This is a genomic window from Candidatus Amarolinea aalborgensis, from assembly GCF_900491745.1.
In the GTDB taxonomy this organism is placed as follows: Bacteria; Chloroflexota; Anaerolineae; order SSC4; family Amarolineaceae; genus Amarolinea; species Amarolinea aalborgensis.
Genome location: NZ_UETR01000021.1, coordinates 25,587 through 48,028, shown reverse-complemented (window position 1 = coordinate 48,028; position 22,442 = coordinate 25,587). Strand labels below are relative to the sequence as shown.

Annotated in this window: 21 protein-coding genes and 1 tRNA gene; 8 read left to right on the top strand and 14 right to left on the bottom strand. The window is 61.6% G+C overall.

Annotation, left to right across the window (positions count from 1 at the left end; translation table 11 throughout):
• Positions 1–19: 19 nt before the first annotated feature.
• Positions 20–2,233 (bottom strand): hypothetical protein, encoded by a 2,214-nt coding sequence (locus tag ACPQ6D_RS18490; protein ID WP_423225824.1) that lies wholly within the window; start codon positions 2,231–2,233, stop codon positions 20–22.
• 53 nt (positions 2,234–2,286) lie between these two features.
• Positions 2,287–3,720: a glycosyltransferase family 39 protein gene (locus ACPQ6D_RS18485; protein WP_423225823.1), complete on the bottom strand. Its 1,434-nt coding sequence runs from the start codon at positions 3,718–3,720 to the stop codon at positions 2,287–2,289.
• Between the two features lie 203 nt (positions 3,721–3,923).
• On the opposite strand from ACPQ6D_RS18485, the gene ACPQ6D_RS18480 reads away from it, so the two are divergent.
• On the top strand, positions 3,924–4,133 hold the full coding sequence (locus ACPQ6D_RS18480; RefSeq protein ID WP_423225822.1) for a hypothetical protein: 210 nt from the start codon (positions 3,924–3,926) through the stop codon (positions 4,131–4,133).
• Positions 4,134–4,228: 95 nt separating this feature from the next.
• Here the strand turns inward: ACPQ6D_RS18480 and ACPQ6D_RS18475 are convergent, their stop codons facing one another.
• The 6 genes from ACPQ6D_RS18475 to ACPQ6D_RS18450 form a co-directional block, all read right to left on the bottom strand.
• On the bottom strand, positions 4,229–4,813 hold the full coding sequence (locus tag ACPQ6D_RS18475) for an ANTAR domain-containing response regulator (RefSeq protein WP_423225821.1): 585 nt from the start codon (positions 4,811–4,813) through the stop codon (positions 4,229–4,231).
• Positions 4,814–4,879: 66 nt separating this feature from the next.
• Entirely contained in the window at positions 4,880–6,418 is a 1,539-nt protein-coding gene (locus ACPQ6D_RS18470) for a sensor histidine kinase (RefSeq protein ID WP_423225820.1), read from the bottom strand.
• A 75-nt stretch (positions 6,419–6,493) separates the two neighbouring features.
• A tRNA-Pro gene (locus ACPQ6D_RS18465) sits at positions 6,494–6,567 on the bottom strand.
• Between the two features lie 815 nt (positions 6,568–7,382).
• Positions 7,383–8,039, bottom strand: a complete 657-nt coding sequence (locus tag ACPQ6D_RS18460; protein WP_423225819.1) for an endonuclease III domain-containing protein — start codon at positions 8,037–8,039, stop codon at positions 7,383–7,385.
• Positions 8,040–8,057: 18 nt separating this feature from the next.
• Complete coding sequence (locus tag ACPQ6D_RS18455; RefSeq protein ID WP_423225818.1) at positions 8,058–8,780, bottom strand: RNA methyltransferase; 723 nt, start codon at positions 8,778–8,780, stop codon at positions 8,058–8,060.
• A 9-nt stretch (positions 8,781–8,789) separates the two neighbouring features.
• Positions 8,790–10,025 carry an aminotransferase class V-fold PLP-dependent enzyme gene (locus ACPQ6D_RS18450; RefSeq protein WP_423225817.1) on the bottom strand — a complete coding sequence of 412 codons (1,236 nt, stop codon included), beginning with the start codon at positions 10,023–10,025 and terminating at the stop codon, positions 8,790–8,792.
• Between the two features lie 664 nt (positions 10,026–10,689).
• On the opposite strand from ACPQ6D_RS18450, the gene ACPQ6D_RS18445 reads away from it, so the two are divergent.
• Both ACPQ6D_RS18445 and ACPQ6D_RS18440 read left to right on the top strand, forming a co-directional pair.
• Positions 10,690–10,956 (top strand): hypothetical protein, encoded by a 267-nt coding sequence (locus tag ACPQ6D_RS18445; RefSeq protein ID WP_423225816.1) that lies wholly within the window; start codon positions 10,690–10,692, stop codon positions 10,954–10,956.
• Positions 10,929–11,261 carry a type II toxin-antitoxin system PemK/MazF family toxin gene (locus ACPQ6D_RS18440; protein ID WP_423225815.1) on the top strand — a complete coding sequence of 111 codons (333 nt, stop codon included), beginning with the start codon at positions 10,929–10,931 and terminating at the stop codon, positions 11,259–11,261. The genes ACPQ6D_RS18445 and ACPQ6D_RS18440 overlap by 28 nt, the downstream gene beginning before the upstream one ends.
• Positions 11,262–11,355: 94 nt before the next feature.
• Here ACPQ6D_RS18440 and ACPQ6D_RS18435 read toward each other — a convergent pair whose 3' ends face one another.
• From ACPQ6D_RS18435 to ACPQ6D_RS18420, 4 genes are all read right to left on the bottom strand, one after another.
• A complete protein-coding gene (locus ACPQ6D_RS18435; protein WP_423225814.1) occupies positions 11,356–13,269 on the bottom strand; it encodes a protein kinase domain-containing protein in 1,914 nt (637 codons plus the stop codon).
• Positions 13,270–13,443: 174 nt separating this feature from the next.
• Entirely contained in the window at positions 13,444–14,217 is a 774-nt protein-coding gene (locus ACPQ6D_RS18430; RefSeq protein WP_423225813.1) for a hypothetical protein, read from the bottom strand.
• A gap of 75 nt (positions 14,218–14,292) precedes the next feature.
• Positions 14,293–15,129, bottom strand: coding sequence for a vWA domain-containing protein (locus ACPQ6D_RS18425; RefSeq protein ID WP_423225812.1), 837 nt, complete (start codon positions 15,127–15,129; stop codon positions 14,293–14,295).
• Positions 15,130–15,232: 103 nt separating this feature from the next.
• Positions 15,233–15,865: a Uma2 family endonuclease gene (locus tag ACPQ6D_RS18420; RefSeq protein ID WP_423225811.1), complete on the bottom strand. Its 633-nt coding sequence runs from the start codon at positions 15,863–15,865 to the stop codon at positions 15,233–15,235.
• Positions 15,866–16,016: 151 nt separating this feature from the next.
• Here ACPQ6D_RS18420 and ACPQ6D_RS18415 point away from each other — a divergent pair, with 151 nt between their 5' ends.
• Both ACPQ6D_RS18415 and ACPQ6D_RS18410 read left to right on the top strand, forming a co-directional pair.
• Positions 16,017–16,304, top strand: coding sequence for a nucleotidyltransferase family protein (locus ACPQ6D_RS18415; RefSeq protein WP_423225810.1), 288 nt, complete (start codon positions 16,017–16,019; stop codon positions 16,302–16,304).
• Positions 16,301–16,543, top strand: a complete 243-nt coding sequence (locus tag ACPQ6D_RS18410) for a HepT-like ribonuclease domain-containing protein (RefSeq protein WP_423225809.1) — start codon at positions 16,301–16,303, stop codon at positions 16,541–16,543. Before ACPQ6D_RS18415 ends, ACPQ6D_RS18410 begins: the two co-directional genes overlap by 4 nt.
• Here ACPQ6D_RS18410 and rarD read toward each other — a convergent pair.
• Complete coding sequence (gene rarD, locus ACPQ6D_RS18405; RefSeq protein WP_423225808.1) at positions 16,504–17,379, bottom strand: EamA family transporter RarD; 876 nt, start codon at positions 17,377–17,379, stop codon at positions 16,504–16,506. The genes ACPQ6D_RS18410 and rarD overlap by 40 nt on opposite strands.
• The gene (locus tag ACPQ6D_RS18400; protein ID WP_423225807.1) at positions 17,376–19,481 is read right to left on the bottom strand and encodes a molybdopterin-containing oxidoreductase family protein; all 2,106 of its coding nucleotides are present in this window, start codon (positions 19,479–19,481) and stop codon (positions 17,376–17,378) included. The genes rarD and ACPQ6D_RS18400 overlap by 4 nt, the downstream gene beginning before the upstream one ends.
• A gap of 484 nt (positions 19,482–19,965) precedes the next feature.
• Between ACPQ6D_RS18400 and ACPQ6D_RS18395 the strand changes: the two genes are divergently transcribed.
• From ACPQ6D_RS18395 to ACPQ6D_RS18385, 3 genes are read left to right on the top strand one after another with little or no spacing between them, the layout of a single operon-like run.
• A complete protein-coding gene (locus tag ACPQ6D_RS18395; RefSeq protein ID WP_423225806.1) occupies positions 19,966–20,943 on the top strand; it encodes a hypothetical protein in 978 nt (325 codons plus the stop codon).
• Entirely contained in the window at positions 20,933–21,859 is a 927-nt protein-coding gene (locus ACPQ6D_RS18390; protein ID WP_423225805.1) for a DNA-methyltransferase, read from the top strand. The genes ACPQ6D_RS18395 and ACPQ6D_RS18390 overlap by 11 nt, the downstream gene beginning before the upstream one ends.
• Positions 21,856–22,308, top strand: coding sequence for a hypothetical protein (locus ACPQ6D_RS18385; protein WP_423225804.1), 453 nt, complete (start codon positions 21,856–21,858; stop codon positions 22,306–22,308). The genes ACPQ6D_RS18390 and ACPQ6D_RS18385 overlap by 4 nt, the downstream gene beginning before the upstream one ends.
• Positions 22,309–22,442: the final 134 nt, after the last annotated feature.

The following is a 22,442-nucleotide window of genomic DNA, read 5'->3' as shown; positions in this document are numbered from 1 at the left end:
ATCCGGCGGATCACGCCGCTTACGGCGGCTGGCTGCTGTTGACCCGCGACAGTGTCCGGCTCACGCCCGCGGGGTCGCCATACACTGGTACATCGAGCACGGCCACCGGCGTCAAACCGAATTCGCGGTTGGTGGCCGCCAGCACGGGCGCCAGGGCCTGGCCGTCGTCCAGCAAATAGACAGGCCGGCCCTGGGCCTGCAAGGCTTTGATCACCGTGGCCCATTCTCCCGCGGTCCAGTCCGCCGGATGGAGGCTGCGGCGATCGCTGAGCAAATCGAGCGCGCCGCTGTTGAGGGTGGCGCCAATGACGGCGTTTGGCTCGGTCAGCGCAGCCACCTTGGCGAACGCGGCGCGCTGTGCAGTCGTGACGTAACCGAAACTGGCCTGGGGCGGCCGCCAGGGACTGGCCAGAACCGGGTAGGTGCGCGCGGCCAAGACGAAGATCATGGCCGCCATGACCGCGACGGCGACCAGTTGCCCGGCCAGCGAGCGCCGCGCCCAGCGGTGAACGAACCCGATGACAGCTACGACGCCCCAGGCCGTCCACAGCGCCAGGAGCGGGAAAAGGGTCAGCAGGTCGCGCAGACGCAGCGCGCCGTAGGGCAAATGGATCAGCAGTTGTCCGAGCACAGTAAGGGCCAGCACGGCGCTGGCACGGGGTGCACGCCGCGCCAGGCTCCACGCGCCCAGCAGCAGCAGCGGCCACAGCAGGCCCCACTCGTTGCGGCGCAGCGCGTCGGCCAGGACGCTCGCGGCGCTGTGCCCCACGTTGGTCAGACTGAACAGGAACGATTCGGGCGATTCCGGCTGCCAAACGTTTCCAGACAGACGGCCGTGATACCAAAGATCGGCGAGGCCCCAGGGCAAGGCGCCGACGGCAAATCCGACTGCCAGCTGCAGTTTGCGCTGCAAGGGCGCGTGAGGCGCCAGCCAGATGATGCCTATGATTGGTAAGGCCAAGAGCAGCTGGGTGTGGCGAATCAGGTAGGCCAGGCCGAAAGATGCGCCGCCAACCAGGCCCCACACGAGCACGCGGTTCGCGGCGCAGCGGCTCGACTGAGCTCGCCGAAGTCGCCAGGCTTTCAACCCACAGACCAACGCCAGCAGCGTGGTAATCTGCGCGCTGACATCGGCCATCGGCACCAGCAGGCGGTCAATCTGCTCGAAGCTGGTGGCCAGCAGGCAGGCGCTCAAGCTGCCGGTGAGAGCGATCTGGGCCAGGCTTGCCGGCTGCATCCGGCAGACAAGGCGGGCAAATCCGGCGCTGAGTGCAATCGCCAGCAGTCCGAGCAGCGGCGCGGTCAAATACAGGCCCGGCTCGCCCAAGAGCCGATAGGACGCCGCCAGCAGCAGGGGCCAGCCGGGCGGCCAGACAGTAGCGGCCGTGCCCGCGGCATCGAGCGGCAGCGCGTAGCCGACATGCACGATCGGATACCACGGCACGCCCGTTTCGCGCAGGATCGGAAACAGGGGGAAGCGGTGCAGTGGGCTGCCCTGGCGCGCGATGTCAACCGCCATTTGCGCGTAGGCGTAGGGGTCGCTGCCGCTGACGCCTGCTGTGCGATGCCCGAGGTAGAGCAGGCTGGCCCACAGCAGGGTGCCGACCAGGACCAGGGTAGTGAGGCGGCGGGCGCGCGGACGGGCCGGCGCAGCCGCCAGGCTGAGTACGGCCAGGCACAGGAGCGTGTAGCTGCCCCCGGTCAGGATGGCGGCAGGCAGATCGAACGGCAGAATCCACGGGTCAGGCAGCAGGTTGGCTCGCACCTGGGCTTCTAGCCCGCTGGGCAGCGCCACGCGCAGCGCAGCCACCAGAGCCGGGTAGGTCAGCGGCAGGCAAGCCGCCAGCCACGCTGCGGCGTGGGCGCGATCACTCGCCAACGGCTGCAGGGCCAGCGCGCGCACGATCCGGGCCGCGCGTGCATTCCACGGCCTGCGCGTCAACCGGTAGCCCAGGGCGACGACGATGGCCAGGCTCAGCGCCAACAGCGGCCACAACCGCGCAGACAAGGCGGGTAGGGCGGTCAAGCGCGCCAGCGCCAGCAGGAGACCAGCCGTGCACAAAACAGCCTCCCACTGGGCCACACGGCCGGCCGAACGCTTGCGCCAGCTCCAGAACAGGCCGCCTGCAAATAGGCCAGCCAGCAGCACGAACAACGGCCACGCGCTTCCCAAGGGTGGGGCAGGATCGAGCAGATAGTCTGGGCGCAAAAAGCGCTGCCAGGGAGATGCCATGGATGTATCCCAAAAATGCCGGAGATCAGAGACCAGCGACCGGAGGTCAGAGATCAGAGACCGGAGATCGGTTCAATACGATAGATCAGGAACGATGGTGAACCGTCGGGGCGGCAGGTCGTATGCAGCCAGTGCAGGCGCAGGCGATGTGCCGCAAGCGCTGCAGGCAGTTCATCATCCCAACGCCAGGCGGGGATGACGACCAGTCGCGTATAGGTCGCCGGGCCGGCCGCGTCAGCCGCCAGGAAGGCTGGCGTAGGATAGTAGACCTGTTGAAAGTGCGCGGCTGCCAGATAATACTGCCAGTGCCAGCCCAACTCGTGGTGATAGAGCACGCCGAATGGGTTGTCAGGCAATGCCTGGCGCACCACGGCCGCGGCTTCTTCGATGCCGTCATACGCGCCATGATCGCTGCCGATGGGATAGCCGCTGTGCGCCGCACGCCAGGCCGGGCCGGGCAGCAGGAGCAGGGCCAGCACAACGACAACCAGGCCCATGCGCCGCCACAACCAACGCAGGGCGACGGCGCTGAAGACCGCCGCCAGCGGCGCCAGCGGCAGCAGGTAGCGATCCCACACTTGAAATGATACCACAACCTGCGCCGTCAGGTAGATCAGGGCAAAGCCGAGCATCAACAGCTGCCACGGCGGCTGGCTGAACAGTCGTTGGCGCTTGCAGCGTTGCCAGGCGGCGCGGCAAGCCAGGCCCATGCCCATCAGCAGCAGCCCGCGCAGCGCCCAACCGGGCGCAAGGTACTGCGCAACCGCCAACCATTCATACAGGCGCGGCAGCCACGTCGCCAGCGGCGCCAGGGTCAATCCACCATAACTGACCGCACTTTGCGTCCAGACATCAGGCGGCCCGCCGGGCGGCGTCCATGCGAGGCGGCGCGCGTCCCAGGCCCATACCACGGCGATAGGCAGGCTCAGGCCCGCAAGACCACGCGCCACACGCCTCCAGCCCGGCTGGCGCAGGGTTAGCCAGGCGAGCAGCAGGGGCAGCGGCGCCAGCAGCAGCGCCTGCTGTTTGGCGGCCAGGCTCAAGCCCAGGCACAAGCCGAGCCAGCCCCAGCGTTGATGCACAGCAGCCAGGCATGCCGCCAGCGAGATCGTCGTGAGCAGCACATCGGTGTAGAGGGTGGGCGCAAAGAGAATGGCAAAGGGCGCCGACGCGTAGACAGCCAATGCAAGCCAGGCCGTGCGCCGATCGGTGAGGCGGTGCGCCAGGGAAACGAGCAGGGCGGCATTCAGCAAGCTGAGGCTGATGTTGAGCAGGCGCAGGGCAGGTACGCTGGAGCCCACAAGCGATTGCCAGACCGTGAGGAGCCACAAGTAGAGCGGCGGTTTGTCCACCGGTACGCCGAGCAGCCAGAAGTCGCCGTGCGCGATCTTGAGCGCCCATGCGGCATAAAGGGCTTCATCTTCGCGCAGGGGATGCGCGCTGAGCATGGCCAGCATCAAGCCCCAGGCTGTCAGCAGCAGCGGCAACAGCGTGGGCTGCCAACGGGCATAGACTCTACTTTTCAGCCTCAGGCAAACGGCGTAATTCGTCCCCACGCGCGGTGTAGATGGCGGCTGATCGTCCCTGCTGGGTGCGCCGGATTCTTGCTCTACCGTTTCAACTTGTGATATACTTTGACCCATCTGCCCGTAGCGTGGTGTAACCTGAGCCATCAAAGGAGAAGACAACGTTGACCGAGCCGGTTGTAACCGAGGTTGTTCCCGTGGCGGAAGAAATACGCAATCTGACGTTTGCCGATGGTTTTCAATTTGGCTGCGGCTTCATGGCTGCGGCGGCATTGGGAATCTTGATCCTGATTCTGCTGATTGCCTTGCTGGCATTCGTCTTGTCCATACTCGGCATTAGTGTGCTTGACCTGGGCGGCGGGCTGCGTCTGTAACCAGCGCGCGGCAAGCCCACGGCCTGGAACTCTTGAACGACCGCATCTACGTGCTGGCAACCCTTGAAAGGCGGCCAGCACGTCCTTTTTTGGGTTTACCCTTCGCCGACCTGGTGCGCCAGGATAATGGCCTCGGCGACTTCCTTCATCGGCTTGCGGTTGTTCATACTCATCTTTTGGATCTTGCGGAACGATTCGGCCTCTGTGAGGCCCTGGCGATCCATGAGGATGCCCTTGGCGCGATCCACCAGTTTGCGCGTCTCCAGCGCCACCTGGATGTCGCCGACTTGTTTTTCTAACTCACGGAATTCCTGGAAGCGCGCCAGGGCGACTTCGATGGCGGGCGCCAGATCTGCTTCACGAAATGGCTTGACCAGGTAGCCGGCCACACCTGCTTCACGTGCACGCAAAACCAGGTCGCGCTGACTGTAGGCGCTGAGCAGCAGGACTGGTGCAATCTTTTCTTCCGTCAGGATTTTGGCGGCCTCGATGCCATCCATATCGGGCATCTTGATATCCATGATGATGATGTCTGGACGCAGTTCACGCGCCAGGTTCACGGCGCTGCGGCCGTCTCCCACCTCACCCACAACCAGGTAGCCCAGGTGGGTGAGCATCTCGCGTAAGTCCATGCGAATGAGTGTTTCGTCATCGGCAATGATGATCCGGGTTCGTTCCACAGTAGTCTCCCTCTTCAGAACAAGAACGATTCACCCACTGACGGTTTATGGAGGCGTAGCCAGGTCTCAAGCCTCGGTCAGCGGCGCTTTTGGAAACTCCACCATGGCCGTCGTCCCTTTGGGGACGTTGCCATAAATCTCTAGCTTGCCTTTCAAGTCTTCTTGAGCCAATGTGCGCACGATTTGCAGCCCCAGGCCACGGGCTGTGCCCAGGTTGAAGTCATGCGGCAGGCCAGGGCCATCATCGGTGACTGAAAGGCGCACAAAATCACCGCCATCTTCAAGCACGACATCCACAAGTACGTCGCGCATGACTGGTTCGCTGCTGTGTTCAATGGCATTTGACATCAACTCGTTGATTGCCAGCGAACAGGCGGTTGCTTGGCGACTCGAAAGATACAGACTGGGGCCAGTCAGCGTGATCGTGATCACCTGGCCTGGCTTTTCTTCAATCCGTTTGACTTCTTCGACGATGCGCTGGCACACTTCTCGCATGTTGATTGGCCGGCCTTCGTCTCGCGCCAGGAATTCATGAATGATGGCCACGCTGCGAATGCGCTCTTCAGTGTCGGCCAGCGCAGTCAAGGCATCCTCCACGGAGGTAATGCGCCGCGCTTGCATTCTGACCAGCGATGCCACCGAGGCCAGGTTGTTTTTTACCCGGTGGTGCACTTCCTTGATCAGCGCGGATTTGACCTCTAGTTCCTGGGCGCGGTGGCGGGCCTCTGTGGCGTCATGAATCAGCAAGAAAACGCCAGCCGGCGCAAGGGGTAGGGCGTGGATATTGAACCATGTCTCTGGCTGTCGCCATCGCGGCCGCACCTGGCGCAGTGGAATGGCCTTGTGCACCCAATAGTGATCGCCAAATTCGACTGTATCCTCCAGGCAACGCTGCACGCGCAAGGCGCGCGCACAGACTGCTTCGTCGTTCGTCTCCAGGCCGCTGAGGCTGCGGCCGCGCAGATCGTCCAAAATGCCCAAACGACGATAGAGGTTCGTTGCGATGCCGCTGAGGTATTCAATGACCCCCTCTTCATTGATGTATAGGATCCCGTCATACTCTTTGAAAGGGGACAATTCCTCAGCGCCGCGTAATTCACCGTGGACCGCCATCCACTTGAGCCAGCGGACTGCGGTTTGGAAAATGCGCTTGCGGCGGCGATGACGTTCACATTCGATCAGGTTGGTCAAAACGCTGAAAGCTGCGACAACCACGCCATTGTTGTCTATCACCGGCCATACTTCTTCTTCGACGGGCGCGCCGCCATTGAGCAGATCGCGCTGCCGACGTGCATGCCTTCCCGTCGTCAACGCCTCTGTCACCAGGGGGCGTTCCCGGCGATGGTAGGTCCGGCCCAGGGCAGATTGGCGGTACAGCGACGAGATCGAGTTGGGCATGGCGTGGGCAATCACCAGCAGCCCATTGTCCGCCATCTGATAGAGTACGATATCGGCGCGACTAATGTCGGCGGCAATAGACATGCCCGCCTTAACCCGTTCCAGAAAATCGCTGGTCTGATTCGGGACAACAGCGGGCACGTGCGACCCATTGGTATTCTGTTCGATCTCTGCAGGTGCTTGACCAAGCATCGAGGCATCTTCCATAGATGCCGCCTTTCCGGTGCGTCCGATAGATAGCGAAAAGCCGACGGCTGTGCAACCATCGGCCTTGTCATCAGGTCGGGGCGAGAGGATTTGAACCTCCGACCACTTGAACCCCATTCAAGTGCGCTACCGGGCTGCGCTACGCCCCGTTTGACCAAGCGAATTATAACCGAGCCAGGGTGTTTTGGCAAGAAGGCAAGCGCCGACGGGCGCGTTTCAAATTGGGGGCAGATCGGACTGGGGGAGATTGAAATCCATGCAGCCACTGCCAAGCCCAACCTTCGTGGGCTACGTCCCGACATTGAAGTGCGCCCTGGCCCGGCTACGCAGCAGCGCCCCGTCAACGGGGCTTGATGCCAGACAGTACGCCAGCCCGGTTCACCGGGCGAACTTCTTTAGCCGGAGGACTTCATCCGTCCGGCGACGGCCGCCCGGCGGTGAATCGCGCCGCAGCGCCCTGTCAACGGGGCTTGGCTGGAGACGAACATCGCCCGCGGTGTGCGTCTGCGTCGTGCGGGACGCCGCCTGGCGATCAATCGCCAGGCTACGCCGCAGCGCCCCGTCAACGGGGCTTGATGCCGGACAGTACGCCAGCCCGGTTCACCGGGCGCCGTTTCGTAGCCGGAGGACTTCATCCGTCCGGCGATCCCACGGCGGCGCGGCGTCCATCTGAGCCAGACATCCGCCCAGCGACGGCCGCCCGACGGGTGCATTTCAAACGGGGGGGCCGTTCGGCTGAGACCTCGGCGAGCTCGGTCGAGCCGCTAACGGCGAAGCGGGTCGGACGTCGGGCGATTGAAATCGCGGCAACCACTGCCAAGCCCCCCTTCGTGGGCCACGCCCCGAAATTGAAATGCACCCGCGCCGACGGGCGCGTTTGCAACCGCGGCCGTGTTCACGAAGAGGGGTTTCTGATTGCGCGGCCCACAGCCAGCCCTGGCCTGGCTGCAGGTTGCGCAGATCGCTAACGACTGCGCGTCACGCCGACGCGGTCGCACCAGGCGCTGAGCGGGCATTGACTGCAGCGCGGCGAGGTGGGATGGCAGATGTTCTGGCCCAACGTGACGAGATGACCGTTGATTTCGATCCAATACGCGGGCGGCAGCTTGGCGCGCAAGGCAAACTCGGTCTGTTCCGGCGTCTTGGTTTGGACATAGCCCCAGCGATTGGTGATGCGATGTACGTGGGTATCTACGCAGATGCCGGGCAGCCCATAGCCCATCGTCAACACCAGGTTGGCGACCTTGCGACCCACCCCAGGCAGCTTGATCAATGCTTCGATCGTGTTCGGCACACGGCCATCGTAGGTTTCGAGCAGGATGCGCGAAACGTGCAGCACATTAAGCGCCTTCACTTTGTAGAAACCCACCGGATAGATGGCTTTTTCGATGGTTTCTGCGCTCAGGGTGAGCATGGCGGCTGGGGTGTCAGCCAGGGCAAACAGCCGTTGGCTCGCCGGGCCGGTCGTGGTGTCCTGCGTGCGCAGGCTGAGCATGGTCGCGATCAGAATCTTGTACGGGGTCTCGCTCTGCTGCGCCATGGCGTCTACAATGGGCGTCTGCCAGGCGGCCACGGCCGCGCGCAGAGCCGGCATGATGGCATGGATGTCGTTGTCTTGCATGGTCTGCCTTTTTCAGGTTCAGCGGCCGGCAAATTTGCTGATCTCACGGGCGATGGCATGCAGCAGGCGCGCCTCATCCGCGCTGGGCGCGGCGCGCTGCACCAGGTCCCGCAGCCGGCGCATCATGACCGGCGCCTGGCCGGTCTTCAGAAAGCCGACGGCTGTCAGCGCCTGCTGCCAGTCGCCAAACATGGCTGTGAGCATGCCAGCGTCGGCAGGCGGCGCCGCGGCTGGCGTTGGCGCAGGGTCCTCACTCGCAAGCCACAGCTCATAGCAGACGATCAGAACCGCCTGCGCCAGGTTGAGCGAGCGATAGCCCGGCACGGTCGGAATGGTCAGCCGCGCATGGCAGCGGTCGAGCGCTGCATTGGTCAAGCCGGTTGATTCGGGGCCGAAGATCAGCGCCAGGCGGCCGCGCTGCATATGCGAGATCAGTGTCGGCGCCAGCTCGCGCGGCGCATGCACGGCAATTGGCTCCGCGCGCGGTCGCGCAGTCGCGCCCACGACGTAGGTGGCATCGGCCAGCGCCTCGTCAAGCGTGCCGGTCACTTCAAGCGCGGCGATGATCTCCTGACTGCGGTGCGCCAGGTCGTCCAGCCGCGCTGGATCGAGCGTGGCCGCGGGGTTGACCACGCGCAACCGGCGCAGCCCATAGTTCAGCATCACGCGCATCACCGCGCCGACATTGACGACATCCTGGGGTTCAACCAGCACGAGTACGACCCGGTCAGCAGGCAGCATCGGCGGGCGCTAGGCCGGTTTGACATACTGCGCGGGTAAACCGGCAGCAAATGGCGGTACCGTAACCGCGGTTGGTCCCTTGATCAGCCACGCCTCGATTTCCGCGGCCAGGCCGAGCAGTTCATCGGTTGTGTTGAAGAAGCCGGTCGCCGCGCGCATGCCGAAAGGCGGGTGCGGGATCGTGCGAATGCCATAACCAGCCTGCCCGATGGCGTCGCTGAGGCCGGCCAACGCTTGCGGCGACCAGCCCTCCAGGTCAAAATTGACTAATCCCGCCTGCTGCCCTTGCGGTGTGAGAAGCGTCACGCCGGGCAGGCGCGCCAACGCGTCGCGCAGCGTCTGGGCATTGGCGGCGATGTTGCGGAAGATGAAATCGAAGCCGACCTCCTCACGCAGCCAGCTGAGCGCGGCCGCCATGCCGACGATGGTCGGGGGATAGAAGGTGATACTTTCGTAGCGGGCCGCGCCCGGCTGCGGCACAATCCAGCCCCGATGATCCTGCGCCAGGACCGTGGTGTAGCCGCCGAAGGTCGGCAGGATGTCGTCCAGGCGGTCAGGGTGTACGTAGAGCACGCCCGTACCTTCCGGCCCGCACAGCCACTTCTGGCCGGAGCAAGCGTAGAAATCAACACCCAGCGCGGTCACATCTACGGGGATGGCGCCCAGGCTTTGTGCTGCGTCCACCAGCACCCATGCGCCGCGGCGGTGCGCGAGTTCGACGATGTCAGCCAGCGGGAAGAGGGCGCCGCTGGAGTAGCTCACATGCGAGAGCGCGACCAGGCGCGTGCGCGGGGTGAAAGCCCTGGACAGCGCGTCGAGCACGTGCTCGGCGTCTCCCAGGCCCACATCAGCGAAGCGAACGATAACGCCAAAGCGCTGCCGCAGGAGCGCCAACGGCACCGTGACGCCCGGATGTTCCAGGGTGGTGGTAATGACTTCGTCGCCTGCTTGCCAGTTCAACCCCCAGAGGGCCAGATTGACCCCCTCGGTGGTGTTGTGCGCCAACGCCACACTCGATGCTGGCGCGTGCATCAGCGCAGCGAAATCCTCGCGCAGGCTGCGTTTTAGCTCAACCGATCCCATCCAGTGGGCCATGCTGATGCGCCCTGCGGTCAGTTCGGCTTCCGCGGCCGCAGTCATGGCGGCAGCAGCCCGCTGCGGCAGCGGCCCATTCGAGCCGGTGTTGAGGTAAGCCGCGCGTTGAACGGCTGGGAGTTCTTGGCGAATTTGGGATAGCGTGAGCATTGGGTTGTGGGTTTCTCCTTCGGCTTGAGATCGGAGATCCGAGGTCGGAGATCAGAGACCAGAGATCGAAGACCAGTGGGGCGTATTGTACTTGAAATGAGCGGGATTTGCAATCAGGGTCGAATGCGGGGGTGCATTTCAGTATGGGGGCGGGTCCGACGTCGAGCGATTGAGGCTTCGTCGTGAGCGGCTCGACCGCACGGTTCGACAGGCTCACCGCACGGGGCCTGAGCTTGTCGAAGGCCGCTGCAACCACTGCCAAGCGCAACCGAAGCCGGCTACGCAGCGGAACTGAAATGCACCCGCCACGAAATACAAACCCCTCGTGCGCCGTCAGGCCCGATAGGGCCTTCCACCTTGTAGCCCGATCCGTTCACGGTCGGGCGGCGTTGGTTGCGCGCACGCTATCGGGCCAGCAACCCCGCCGGAGGCCAAAGGCCATCCGGCTGCGAGGTGCAAGCCCCTCTGGGGCTACGCCCCGAAATTGAAATGCACCCCCAATGCGGGCGCCGCGCTCGGAAATAGGAGCGCACGTCGGTGAACTTGCGCGCAGCGCGATGGCGTCTATAATTCAACCAATAGCAGTTTTCGTTCGAATTCGAATCTGTCAGTTAGCGGCATTTACTGTGCGGCTCGAACTTCGCAAATGAGGTGAGCTATCGAAATGCAATCAACGATTCAGCCAGCAGGCTACGAACAGGCACTCATGAATGTGGTGCGTGCTTTGCCCACGTTCCAGCGCGCCCAACTGCTTGATTTCGCTCTCATTTTGAGAGAGCGAATGATTGCCACAGCCGAGGCAAAAGCTATTGTCACGGATGATGAAACGGATGAGCGGTTGTGGGAACGTGCATCTGTGCGGTCACTTGCCAAGTACTGGGATACTCCCGAAGAAGATGAAGCATGGGCCTATTTGCAAAAGGCGACGTAGTCGTCGCTCCACTTGATTTTTCCGATTTCAGTAACTTCAAGCGGCGTCCTGCGCTCGTCATTGCTGCCCCAAAGGGGCTTGACCCAATCCTGTGCATGATTACAAGTCGTGGACGCAATGATGGCTACGATGTGGCGATCACAAGAGCCGATTTTGAAAGTGGCGGTCTACGCGCTGATAGTGTGGTGCGATTCTGTCATCTATTTTCAGTTGACGAGAGCGTCATTGAGTATCAAGCGGGCAAGTTGAAGGCTGAGAAGGTGAAGGAAATTACCGCCCAAATCGTTGCGCTGCTTGACGCCTGACCTGATTGTCAGGCTGCCTGGATAGGGCGAACCGGCTTGGCGCGAACCGGTTCTCTTTTTTATGCTTCATAACGAAGGTACGAAATAGATACCCTTAACCGCGCAGGAAGAAAAGGCGGCGCACGAAGGTGGCGAAGTGGAGGGTTTCGTAGGCCGTCAGTTCATGGTTGATTTCCCGTAGGCGCTGTTCCAGGTCGGCGTGGTGGCGTTTTTCGGTGTGAATTTCGGGCACACGGCGTTGCTGTTCCTCGCTGTGACGCAGTTCCTGCGACGCGCGCTTCTGACCGAGCTGCGCCAGCGGCTTGCGATAGCGTTTCTCGATGCGCTCACGGTCGCTCGCCGCTTGCTGCTGCAGCGGCATGGCCTGGTCAGGCGGCAGAACGATGGGCAGGGTGGGCGCGATGCGGGCGTCAACCTGATGCCGCCACGCGGCCAGTTCACGCGCGCGCAGCTCACCCACACCCCGCACCTGGCGCACTCGATCGTAATCCACATCGGCCGCGGTGATGATGCCCGCTCCCGCCAGGCGCCTCAGAATCTCCGAGCCAATGCCTGGGATTGTCTCATCAGCCAGGCGAACCTGCGCCAAGGCCTCGCGGCGCTTTTGCTGCTGCCAGCGCTGCAAGCGGCCGGTCAGGCGCAACTGCAACTCATGGTCCACGGTCTGCAGTTCGGCGACCTGGCGTGCCTTCAAAGTGGTCTCTTCGGTAACAAGTTTCGTGAGCGACGTCTGGGCGCGCTGCGCCATGTCGTCCCACTGCGACTCCAGTTTTCTAAAGCGTTTAGCGCTGCGGCGGTGCTGCCGGTCGAGAAACGCGCGTTGGGTCAGCAGATCGGAGCGTTCACGAAACGCGGGCAAGGCGACATAACGATAGGCGAGCAGCAGAGACACCATGGCGAGGGTCGAGACAAACCATAGAATGGCCCATTCGGGCACGATCAGGCCTAGAATCGCCAGGTAGGTGAGCGCGCCGCTGGTCGCAATCTGCAGCCCAACCCCCAACCGTTCGGGCCACAGGTTATCCGGCAGCCACTTTACGGGCGGCCGCTGGTTGAGCGGGCGGTGATCGCGCAGCCAACTGCTATCGCCCGCAACGGCGGCGCGCGGGGCAGGCGCCAGGCTGGCCGGCGCGGTCACCGGCTGCGGTTTCAGGACGCCTGTCGGCGCCGACAAAACCCCGTGCGAGGCGCTTTCTTTGATCCACGATGAGCGCGCCTCCTGAATGGCGCGCGCCACCATTGGCCCATCCAGCGGCTGGACGTGGGTGGGCGGCACACGCGCCAGTTCACTGATGAACGCTGCCACGGGACGCAGCCCCGGCCTACGCGAATCACGCAGCGCCCGCAGCACAGGCGAGCGTCCCGGGGCGCGAAAGTCGTCCGCATCGAAGAGCAACTTCTCGTCGCCGCCGCCAAACTGCCGCCACAAACCTGGTTCGATGCTCAAGGCGATCAACGAGAGGTAGATCACCCAGGCAGAAAAGCGGTCGAGCGCCTCGTCAAACTGTTGTTCGGTGCGTTGGGGGTGTTGGTAGTTGCGATGCCCGATTTCGTGGCTGGCTTGACCTCGCAGGGCCGGCACGAACATACCGTCATAGTCAATCAGGCGCAGCTCATTGCCCGCCACCAGGATATTGCCATGCTGCAAGTCTCCGTGCGCAATGCCATGCGCCTGCAAGTTCGCCACCAGGGCCAGCCACTGATCCGCCAGGCGGGTCAGCGCGGCCGGCTGGGCCAGGTGTTTTTCGATGTGGTCATCCAACGGTTCCCCGTCAATCCAGGCCATTTTGAGCAAAGGGTACGTTCGGCCCTTGACGCGCATGCCTGCGGGCTGGAAGTCGAAGTCAACCATGTACGGGAGATTGGCGCTTCTGAGGTGGGCTGAGATGGCGCGGTAGCGCGCCTCCTGATCGTCATGCAGCCGCGTGAAGCACTTAACGCCCCATTGCCGGCCGTTGACCTGCACGTGGTAAGCCTGACCAAAGGAGCCGCTGCGTGGCCACGGCATACCAGGAATGCCGCGTCCAGGCGGATATGTTTCCACAACGCCCGCGCGTAATTCAGGGTCAGTGAAGCACAGACGCGGATTCTGAATGGCTTCATCGTACTCGTTCGGCTGTGGGGCTATGGGTGCGGTGGGCGTGGGCATCGTTTGGTTAAGAAACAGCGCGCAAGATACAGTTCATGCGGCTTGCGGCCCATCTTGCAGTGTGATGCACAACAACGTCGTGTCGTCGTTGCGGACCTGGCGGGCGCTGCGCTGGTCTGCCAGCCACGCGGCTGGCGCACCAGAATCCCGCGCCGCCAGCAACCCCTCAAGCGTGGCGGCCGGGTGGTTGCCGGCCGCATGGTCGGCCAGGAACCAGGCGGCCAGGGCATCAGTCAGCAGAAAGAAGCGGTCGCCAGGTTGCCATGCGCCGTGCGCGCGGCGCATCGCCCCGACCGCCTCAGCGTGATGCCGCGTCTGGCTGCCGATCAAAAACGGCCGGCTGTTGAAGGCATCCGCGCTGGTCAGCGGAAATGCAGCCAACACCGCGTCCTCGCGCACCTGAACCAGGCAACTGTCGCCTACGGCCCACGCTTGCCACGCGGCGCCGCGGCGACCTTCGGCCAGCTCCAGCCCCAGGAACGCGCAGAACGCGCCGGCGCGCAGCTTTTCTTCGGCATACCAGGGCAGTGGTTTGGATGCGACGGCCTGCTGCCAGGTCTGCTGCAACGAGGCAAGCTGCGCCAGCACGCGCTGGCCGCGTACCAGCAGCCGCTTGTGCACAAACGCTTCCACCAGCAGGCGCGCCCACAGCGCAGCAAACGAGCTTTCGGTGGCGCCGTCCGCGATGGCGACGCGAAAGCGAGTTACGGGTGTGGCCGGCGCCTCCAAGGGAAACGCCGCATCCTCGTAGTCACTGGCGCTGTTCCCGGCCTTGGGCAGCGCCAGATGGTTAAGAAGCACCTGCACGGCTATTCACTCCCCGAAAAGGCGCGCGCCCAGGCCTGCACGGTAACGAGGCCTGAGCGCACGCGATTGATCTTCTCAGCGCAGATTGCTGGGCCGCGTGCCGATGTCCAGAAAGCGGATCAGCGCGACCATGTCGGCGTTGAAGACGAAGCCGTGCGTGTTCGCGGTCACCGGATAGCCTTCCTGCTGTGCAATCTCTTGCATGTAGGGCGGCAGCTCGGACGACATGGCAAACAGGCTGCGCGCATGGTCATCAGGCAGACCATCGGCGTCGGCCGGGAATTCCAACGGGTTGGTGCGTTGCGATGAAACATGAATGTTGAAAAGCAGCGTCGGCCCGTCGTTGCTCGCCAGGGTTTTCAACGCGTTCGCCGCGTCGGCGGGGTTGCCGTCGGTGGACTCGCCGTCTGTGATGTGGATGACGATGGGTGGGAAGCAGTTGGGGTACTGCGCCAGCCAGCCCTTGATGATGGTCTGCGCCTGGTTCAGTGTCTGCACCATCGGCGTGCCCCCATGCGCCACCGGGTCGAGCCAGATCGGGAACTTGATCGTTTGCTCCACGATGCCGCCTGCGCCGTCGTCCATCTTGCGCACGCGCTCCTCGATGCGTACGGGGTTATTGGCGATCTCGCTGATCGGAATCATCTCGCGCCCGGCCAGCGCGCCGCCCAAGGCCGGACCAACCTTCGCGCCGTAGCCGATAACGCCGACGTGATAGTAGTCGCGCACGCCTTCGGACTTGGCGCATTTGATGACCAGGTTCTGCAGCAAACGGTTGACCACATCGGCCACGCCGTCGGCCTTACGCTTGCCGCCGGGGCCGCCGAACGGGTCGGCCATGGAGCCAGATTGGTCAATGAGGAACAGAAAACAGGACGGATTGCTGCGGCTAATCTCAGCCGTGTATGACATGATGAAATACTCCTTGTCTCGTACTGAGGCATCTCTTGACGCCTCTCAGACCCCTCGCCGATATAATACGTGCAGACGCGGCATTGGTTCCAGGGCCTGCCGTTTATTCAGCGTCGAACAGCGCGTTGACCTCGACATCGAGGCTGGCCAGGGTGGCTGAGGTCGCCGTATCGCCGCGCGCAAAGCGGCCATGCTCCCGATAAGCGTCGCCCTGCAGCGCCAACACGGTGAGGGTTTCGGCGCGCGGGTCAACAATCCAGTATTCGGGTATGTGAGCCTGGGCGTATTCGAATCGCTTGACGGACAAGTCGCGCAGCGGGTCGTCGTCGCGCAGCGGGTCGTCGTCGCTCAGCACCTCGACGACCAGGTCGGCGCCGGACCAAAACGCCTGTTGGCGACGCGGGTCGGCCGCATGGGCGATGAACATGATGTCTGGTTCGCGGATCTTGCCCGGCCAGAGACGTAATCGAAATGGTGCAAGAACAGCGTGTCCGCCAGCCTGTTTGGCAAACGCTTTGAACAACGCAGCCAGAAAAAAGACGATATTCTGGTGTGTTTCGTTGGGCATCGGCAGCACCTCCAGGCGTCCATGCGAAAACTCGACCAGGCGATTGGTGTCCAAGTTGAGGAATTCTTCCTCGCTCCAGGCCCCTTGGTCGGGGAACAGCAGCGCAACCTCCCAGGTTGGCTCGGTCCAGGGATCTGGTCTTGCAGTCAGGTTTCTGGTGGCAATCATTGGCTTTACTCCTTGGATGTCATCAGCCTGATGACCCTGCGCCGGGGACTATTGAAGTATAGCACAGCTTGGCGGCCTGGTGGTAATCGGTCAGTTCGATGCTTGAATTGACATAGTTGACACATCGGCTGTTCCTGGTTAGAATCCTGCTATGACGGAAGATATTGTCACTACGCTTAGATTCCTTAAGACAGACCTGATCTCTCACTATAAGCTGCGTACGATTGGGCTGTTTGGTTCCTTCGCTCGCAACCAACAACATCCATCAAGTGATGTTGATTTGTTGGTTGATTTTCAGGATGGCGCTGACCTATTCGATTTGATCGGTTTGAGCCAGTTTCTGGAAGAACGACTTCAGCGCTCTGTAGATGTTGTTCCTCGTCGTGCGCTCCGTGAGGTATTACGCGATGCTGTACTGAAAGAGGTAGTCATCCTGTGAGAAATATTCGCCTTTATTTGTGGGACATACTACGCGCAATTGACAGCATTGAGTCGTTTGTTGTGGATATGGATCTGCAAACCTTTGAGACCGACGACAGGACGTCTAGCGCTGTCGTGCGAAAGTTCGAAATTATTGGCGAAGCCACGAAGCAAATACCTGACTCGATACGTCTGAGTCTGCTTGATGGACAATTTCCCTACGTGCGTCCCCTTTGCCGGAAGCTGTCGCGCCAGTAGAGCGCCAGCGCGATCCAAATCAGGCTGAAGCCGATGATGCGGCTGGGCGTGAAACTCTCACCATAGAGCAGCACACCGATCAGAAACTGCATGGTGGGTGCGATGTATTGCAGCACCCCCAGGCTGGTCAATGGCACCTGGCGCGCGCCATAGGCAAAGAGCAAGAGCGGCACGGCCGTGATGACGCCTGAAAACGCCAGCAAGATCGTGATTGAGGGCGAGCCGTGCGCGAAGGCGGCTTGCCCGCTGCTTTGTAGGAACAGGGCGTAAGCCAGCGCGGGGAGGCTCAGCACCGCCATCTCTACAGTCAAGCCCGGTAAGGAACCGAGCTGCGCCGTCTTGCGCAGCAGGCCGTAGATGCCGAAGCTAAACGCCAGGGTGAACGAGATCCAGAGCAGGCCGCCGGCGTTGAGGATCAGATAGAGCACGCCGGCCGCGGCGATGCCAATCGCCAGCCACTGCGCCGGTCGCATGCGTTCGTGCAGAAAGACCAGGCCGAGCACCACATTGACCAGCGGGGTGATGAAGTAGCCCAGGCTGGCTTCCACGATGTGCCCGTTGTTGTTGGCCCAGATGTAAACCAGCCAGTTGATCGCCAGCAGCACCCCGGTGATGACGAACGAACGCAGGATGGCTGGCCGTTCACGGCTGGCGCGCAACCACTGCCATTGCCTTTGCACCGTGAGTAAGAGCACGACCGTCGCTAACGACCAGAGGATGCGGTGGATCAGAATTTCCTGGGCCGAGACGCGCTGGAGGAATTTCCAGTAGATCGGTAAGAAGCCCCAAAGCACATACGCACTGGCGGCTGCCAGCATACCACGACTGATTCTCATGTGTTTGGCTCTGTCGAAAGCGTTGGCGCGCTGGCATCGTGTGCGGGGCGCACCCACACGCGGTTGCTGTGAAACGTGCTCTGTCCGGCCATGTCCCCCAGGGCATCGGGCGTCGTCCAGTTGACATTGCGCCCGTTGCCCTGGCGACTCCAGCGGCCTTTGGGCGACACCACCACGCCAGGGCGCACGGCCTCCGTCACCACGGCGCGCAAGGAGCACCAGCCGCGCCGGTTTTCCACGATGACGATGTCGCCCTGCGTAATGCGCCGGGCTTCGGCATCCACTGGGTGAATTTCCAGGAAGGGTGAACTCTCGCGCGCCAGCAGACTGTCCAGGTTGGCCAGACTGCTGGTCACAAAATGGTGCGCGGCGCCGGAGATCAACTGCAAGGCGTCCGCCGTCGCATAACCGTCCGGCGGGGCCGCGTCGTCGCCTGCATTGACATAACCTGGGAGCGGGTCGAGGCCCTGGTCGGCCAGGGTCTGGCTGAACAACTCCACCTTGCCGCTCGGCGTGGGGAAATGCAGGTCGGCGAAGGGCGTCGTTGAGGCCATGGTCAGCGGCAGCGGCTGGCCTTCTTGCAGCCGCGCCAGGGTGATGCCCTGCAAGCCCGGTTGACCCGCGGCCGTGGCCGCCAAGATTTCCTTGATCACCTCGTCCGCGCTCTGCCGCAGCCAGGGGTCGTTGAAGCCCAGGGCCTGCGCCAGCAGCCGCATCACATCCCAGTTGCTCTTGCTCTCGCCCAGGGGCGGGATGGCCGCAGGGTTGTACTGCACGTAGGTGTGCCCATACGCCTTGTGCAGGTCGCTGTGTTCTAGCTGCGAGGTGGCCGGCAAGACGATGTCGGCCAGGTCGGCCGTATCGGTCATGAACAGCTCGTGGACGACGGTGAAGAGATCGTCGCGGCGCAGGCCGGCTACGACCGCGCCTGCGTTGGGCGCGATGGCCGCCGGATTAGAGCCAAAGACGTAAAGGCTGCGAATGGGCGGATCGCTGACTTCGCCCAAGAGGGCTGCGCCCAGGCGGTTCATGTTGACGCTGCGCGCCGGCGGCGGGCACGCAGCCCAGTGATTGACCGCCTCGCTGTCCCAGCGCAGTGTACCGCTGGTGCTGTAGGCCAGGCCGCCGCCGCGTATGCCGTACTGGCCGGTGATGGCCGGCAGCGCGCAGATCGCGCGCACGGTCTGTCCGCCGTTGGCGTGACGGTTGATGCCATCGGCGATCTTGATCAGGCCGGGGCGTACGCCGGCATAGCGCCGGGCGAGCGCGACGATGGTTTCTGCGGGCAGACTGGTGATTTGGGCCACACGCGCCGGCGGGTAGTCGGCCAGGCGGGCCTTCAACTGCGGCCAGCCCACGGTATGCGCCTGCAGCCATGCTTCATCATGCTGACCGTCCTGCACGATGACGTGCGCTAAGCCCAGCGCCAGCGCGCCGTCCGTACCGGGAATCGGCGCCAGGTGGAGGTCAGCGCCGTGCGCGCTGCGCGTCCGCCGCGGGTCAATGACAATCAGCTCGGCGCCGGCCCGCTGCGCGGCGCGCAGGGCCGGCATGACGTGCGGCGCGGTGCTGGCCGGATTGTGGCCCCAAAGGATGATCAGTCGGCTGTGCGCCAAATCGTCATAAGCCGGGCTGTGCCGAAGGCCGAGTGTGCTTTCCACGGCTAGCTCCGCGGCCGCGCCGCAAATACTGCGCTGCAAGCGGCTGGCGCCCAGGCGATTCCACAGCCGTGCGCTGCTGACCGCCATTTGCACCAGGCCCAGCGTGCCGCTGTAGGAGTAGGGCAAAATCGCCGCCGCGCCATGCTCCGCGGCGATGGCGCGCCAGCGCGCGGCGATTTCGCCAATCGCTTCGTCCCAGGTGATGCGCGCCCACTGCCCACCGCCCTTCGGCCCCACATGACGCAGCGGATAGGTCAGGCGATCGGGGTGATAGACGCGCTCCAGATAGGGCCGCACCTTGGCGCACAGCCAGCCCTGCGTTACCGGGTGATCGGCGTCGGCATAAAAATTGACCGCACGGCCATTCTCAACTTCGGTTACGATGCCGCAGGTGTCGGGGCAGTCGTGCGGGCACGCGCCGTGAATCAGCTCGATCGGCATACAAATTCCTCTGTAACGATATGATTCAGGTCCACCATCGCTCCACGTCGCACTGAGAGAGCGATTATACTACAGGCGAGACCAGCGCATACAATCCAACTGTGGCCCTGCCAAACTGCAAGGACAGAGGCTTGATATTTCTCTCGCTGTGATGTAGAATCGTGTCAGGCGTGTTTGCTGCTTAGTTGCGCATAGGATAGGCACGCAAGTCGGTTCTCAAATTCCATATCCCACGTCTTCCAGACGGCTTAGTTCAACTCAGATTATGCCGCGGCTCGACCGTTACGGAAAGTGCGATGTCAGCTTACTTTCCGCCGCATAACCCATATTTGTTCATGGCAAACCACAACCTGTCGGCTATACCGGCCGTGCAGGTCATGGAGGCCCAGCCGCAGGTGAAGCGGGCCGTTAGCGGTTTCCCCGTTATGCGGCCAATGAAAGCAGATAGCAGCCATAGAAGGCTGGCAGAGGAAACGCGACTGAAATGGATGACCTCATTGTTCACCAAGTCAACATCGCACATTATCGCCTGGTGGAACTTTCCAGGCTTGTTGATCAAGCCAAACCATTTTACGATTGGATCGAGAAACATGCGCGACGTATCAGTGGCTCCCACAAGAGTCTCAATGAAATACTGCTTCAATGCTCACGAGATGAAATCGCGAGGATGATAAACGCCTGCTATCTAGACAGTACCGACGAGAAGCCATTTCTGTTTGATGGCATTGGCCGTACTTATCCCCATGCCAAAGCCTGCTTCTATTTTCTTGCCTGGATGATAAGAGATGCCCCGCAGCAGCGACTTTCTCCGCTGATTTCTCGCATGCAGAAGGCGGACAATGTCTCCAAAATGGTTGCGGAAACTGATTCCTTGGTCGAACTCATTCTGGAGTACAGAACCGTCGTAAGAAGTTTCGACTGGCAGACAGTACGAGAAGTTGTGCTCGACCGGCTGGAAGGGTCTCGCCGCAGCATCAGCGGTCACCAGATAGAAACCTACGTAAGAGCCAGTCTGATTACGGCCCTGCAGTACTACTATTCAATTCACGGAAACTACGGACGGTACAAGCAGGTAGAAATTGCAGACAAACAAATCAAGATTGGAAATCATACAATAGATGTTTCCGTTGATCTGATCCCAAGGGCAGGTGGCGACAGAACCAGGTTGTTGATTCCAGTCAAGACCAGGGAAACTGAAGGTGGTGGTCACTCGCACCTGTTTTCTCGAGACCTCATTACTGCCATTCGCGATCTCAATCGAGACGCAAATGACTATCATGTAGTCGCTGTCATAATCGCCGAGAACTGGTCAACCTTAGAGATCGGTACTATAGGCACTCATATTGACCTGATCTTCCATTTCAACATGAGTCCAAATAGATTCATCGGATTCGATGAAGACGCCCAGATCAAGTTCAACAGATATGTCGCTTCTATTCTCGGAGGCGGAAATGTCGAATAACATAGAAGGTAAGGTTATTCTCGGCGACATACTCAGCGTTGCTCCCACACTCCCCAACGACTTTTTTCAGGCGATAGTGACTAGCCCGCCTTACTTCGGACACAGGAATTACTCCGGATCGAGCAATCCAAAAGAAATCGGGCAGGAAAGCGAACCGAGTCAATACATAGAGAACCTCGTGTGCATTTTTAGGGGCTTAAGAGAAAAGCTAAAGTCGGACGGGTTGTTGTGGCTGAATCTCGGCGATACTTATCGCGGCAAATCATTGCTGGGTATCCCATGGAGAGTTGCGCTGGCCTTGCAGGATGACAAATGGATTCTACGAAGTGACATCATATGGCATAAACCCAATGCGATGCCTTCTTCAGTTACGGATCGTCCCACCACAGACCATGAGTATCTATTCATGTTCGCAAGATCCCCCCAATACTACTATGATGCGGATGCAATTCGAGAACCTCACATAACTTTCACCGAGAAATCAAGAATGCAAGGTGGCCGCAATCACTTTGGGAAGGTGGGCGGAACACCCGAAGCTGGGAAAAACGCGGGAAATAGCAACCTGCACGATGGAAGATGGGATCAGGCATTCAATCCGAAAGGGAGAAATAGGAGAACCGTCTGGGAAATACCCCTAAGCAAGTTTCGAGAGGCCCATTTTGCTGTTTACCCGGAGAAGCTGGTTGAGACGTGCATACTCGCTTCCACAAGAGAGCAAGACTTTGTTCTTGATCCATTTACTGGTTCCGGCACGACTGGCGTGGTGGCTAGTAGGTTATCAAGGAAGTTTGTTGGCGTCGAACTGGTAGGTGAATACCAAAAAATGGCTCAGAAGAGAATCGATGATGCGAGTTCGCAACTCGGGCTTTTTCAGTCCTGGTCAAACGGCACAGAACTAAGAGGTGATCGCAGATGAACGACGGTGTGGATGTCAAACGGGTGGGTATTTTCCTGGCGTTCGCCTTTGGCATCGCCTGGGTGATCGGCCTGATCATTTTTCTCACAGGCGGCCTGGTCAACAGCCCCGTGTTGGTCCCTGCGCTGCGTTTAACCCTGGCGACCGTGCTCCTGGCTGTGGGCTACATGTGGGCGCCGGCGCTGGCGCACGTGTTGACGCGGCTGCTCACGCGTGAGGGCTGGCATGACACATGGCTGCGACCGCATTTCAAGCAGGGCTGGCGTTACTGGCTGGCGGCCTGTCAACTCGCGGGGTATGAGAGCCACGCGTTCGCGGGCTATGGAGCCAGGGAGAGCGTCGAGAATACCTGGTTTCTCCAGTTGTTAGAGATCGACTTGGGCAGTCCCGAAACTGCAATCCGGGTGCCGGTGTCGGCTCAATTTGAGCGTTGTTTCATGGTGATCTAAAAGTCGTTGTTAACGAGTGCGCCCGGTGTCGGGCGCAGACGATCAAGTGAGCTGCTCGACTTGACATGGTGCTTGTCTTGCCTAAAATGGGAGTTACCCACCCAGAGAAGGCGAGAGGGTCAGGTCGCCGACCA

Coding starts and splice junctions, on each gene's coding strand:
- ACPQ6D_RS18490 (WP_423225824.1), bottom strand. CDS start 2,233: ATGGCATCTCCCTGGCAGCGCTTTTTGCGCCCAGACTATCTGCTCGAT.
- ACPQ6D_RS18470 (WP_423225820.1), bottom strand. CDS start 6,418: ATGGAAGATGCCTCGATGCTTGGTCAAGCACCTGCAGAGATCGAACAG.
- ACPQ6D_RS18460 (WP_423225819.1), bottom strand. CDS start 8,039: ATGCAAGACAACGACATCCATGCCATCATGCCGGCTCTGCGCGCGGCC.
- ACPQ6D_RS18455 (WP_423225818.1), bottom strand. CDS start 8,780: ATGCTGCCTGCTGACCGGGTCGTACTCGTGCTGGTTGAACCCCAGGAT.
- ACPQ6D_RS18450 (WP_423225817.1), bottom strand. CDS start 10,025: ATGCTCACGCTATCCCAAATTCGCCAAGAACTCCCAGCCGTTCAACGC.
- ACPQ6D_RS18445 (WP_423225816.1), top strand. CDS start 10,690: ATGCAATCAACGATTCAGCCAGCAGGCTACGAACAGGCACTCATGAAT.
- ACPQ6D_RS18440 (WP_423225815.1), top strand. CDS start 10,929: ATGGGCCTATTTGCAAAAGGCGACGTAGTCGTCGCTCCACTTGATTTT.
- ACPQ6D_RS18435 (WP_423225814.1), bottom strand. CDS start 13,269: ATGCCGTGGCCACGCAGCGGCTCCTTTGGTCAGGCTTACCACGTGCAG.
- ACPQ6D_RS18425 (WP_423225812.1), bottom strand. CDS start 15,129: ATGTCATACACGGCTGAGATTAGCCGCAGCAATCCGTCCTGTTTTCTG.
- ACPQ6D_RS18420 (WP_423225811.1), bottom strand. CDS start 15,865: ATGATTGCCACCAGAAACCTGACTGCAAGACCAGATCCCTGGACCGAG.
- ACPQ6D_RS18415 (WP_423225810.1), top strand. CDS start 16,017: ATGACGGAAGATATTGTCACTACGCTTAGATTCCTTAAGACAGACCTG.
- rarD (WP_423225808.1), bottom strand. CDS start 17,379: ATGAGAATCAGTCGTGGTATGCTGGCAGCCGCCAGTGCGTATGTGCTT.
- ACPQ6D_RS18400 (WP_423225807.1), bottom strand. CDS start 19,481: ATGCCGATCGAGCTGATTCACGGCGCGTGCCCGCACGACTGCCCCGAC.
- ACPQ6D_RS18395 (WP_423225806.1), top strand. CDS start 19,966: ATGGATGACCTCATTGTTCACCAAGTCAACATCGCACATTATCGCCTG.
- ACPQ6D_RS18390 (WP_423225805.1), top strand. CDS start 20,933: ATGTCGAATAACATAGAAGGTAAGGTTATTCTCGGCGACATACTCAGC.
- ACPQ6D_RS18385 (WP_423225804.1), top strand. CDS start 21,856: ATGAACGACGGTGTGGATGTCAAACGGGTGGGTATTTTCCTGGCGTTC.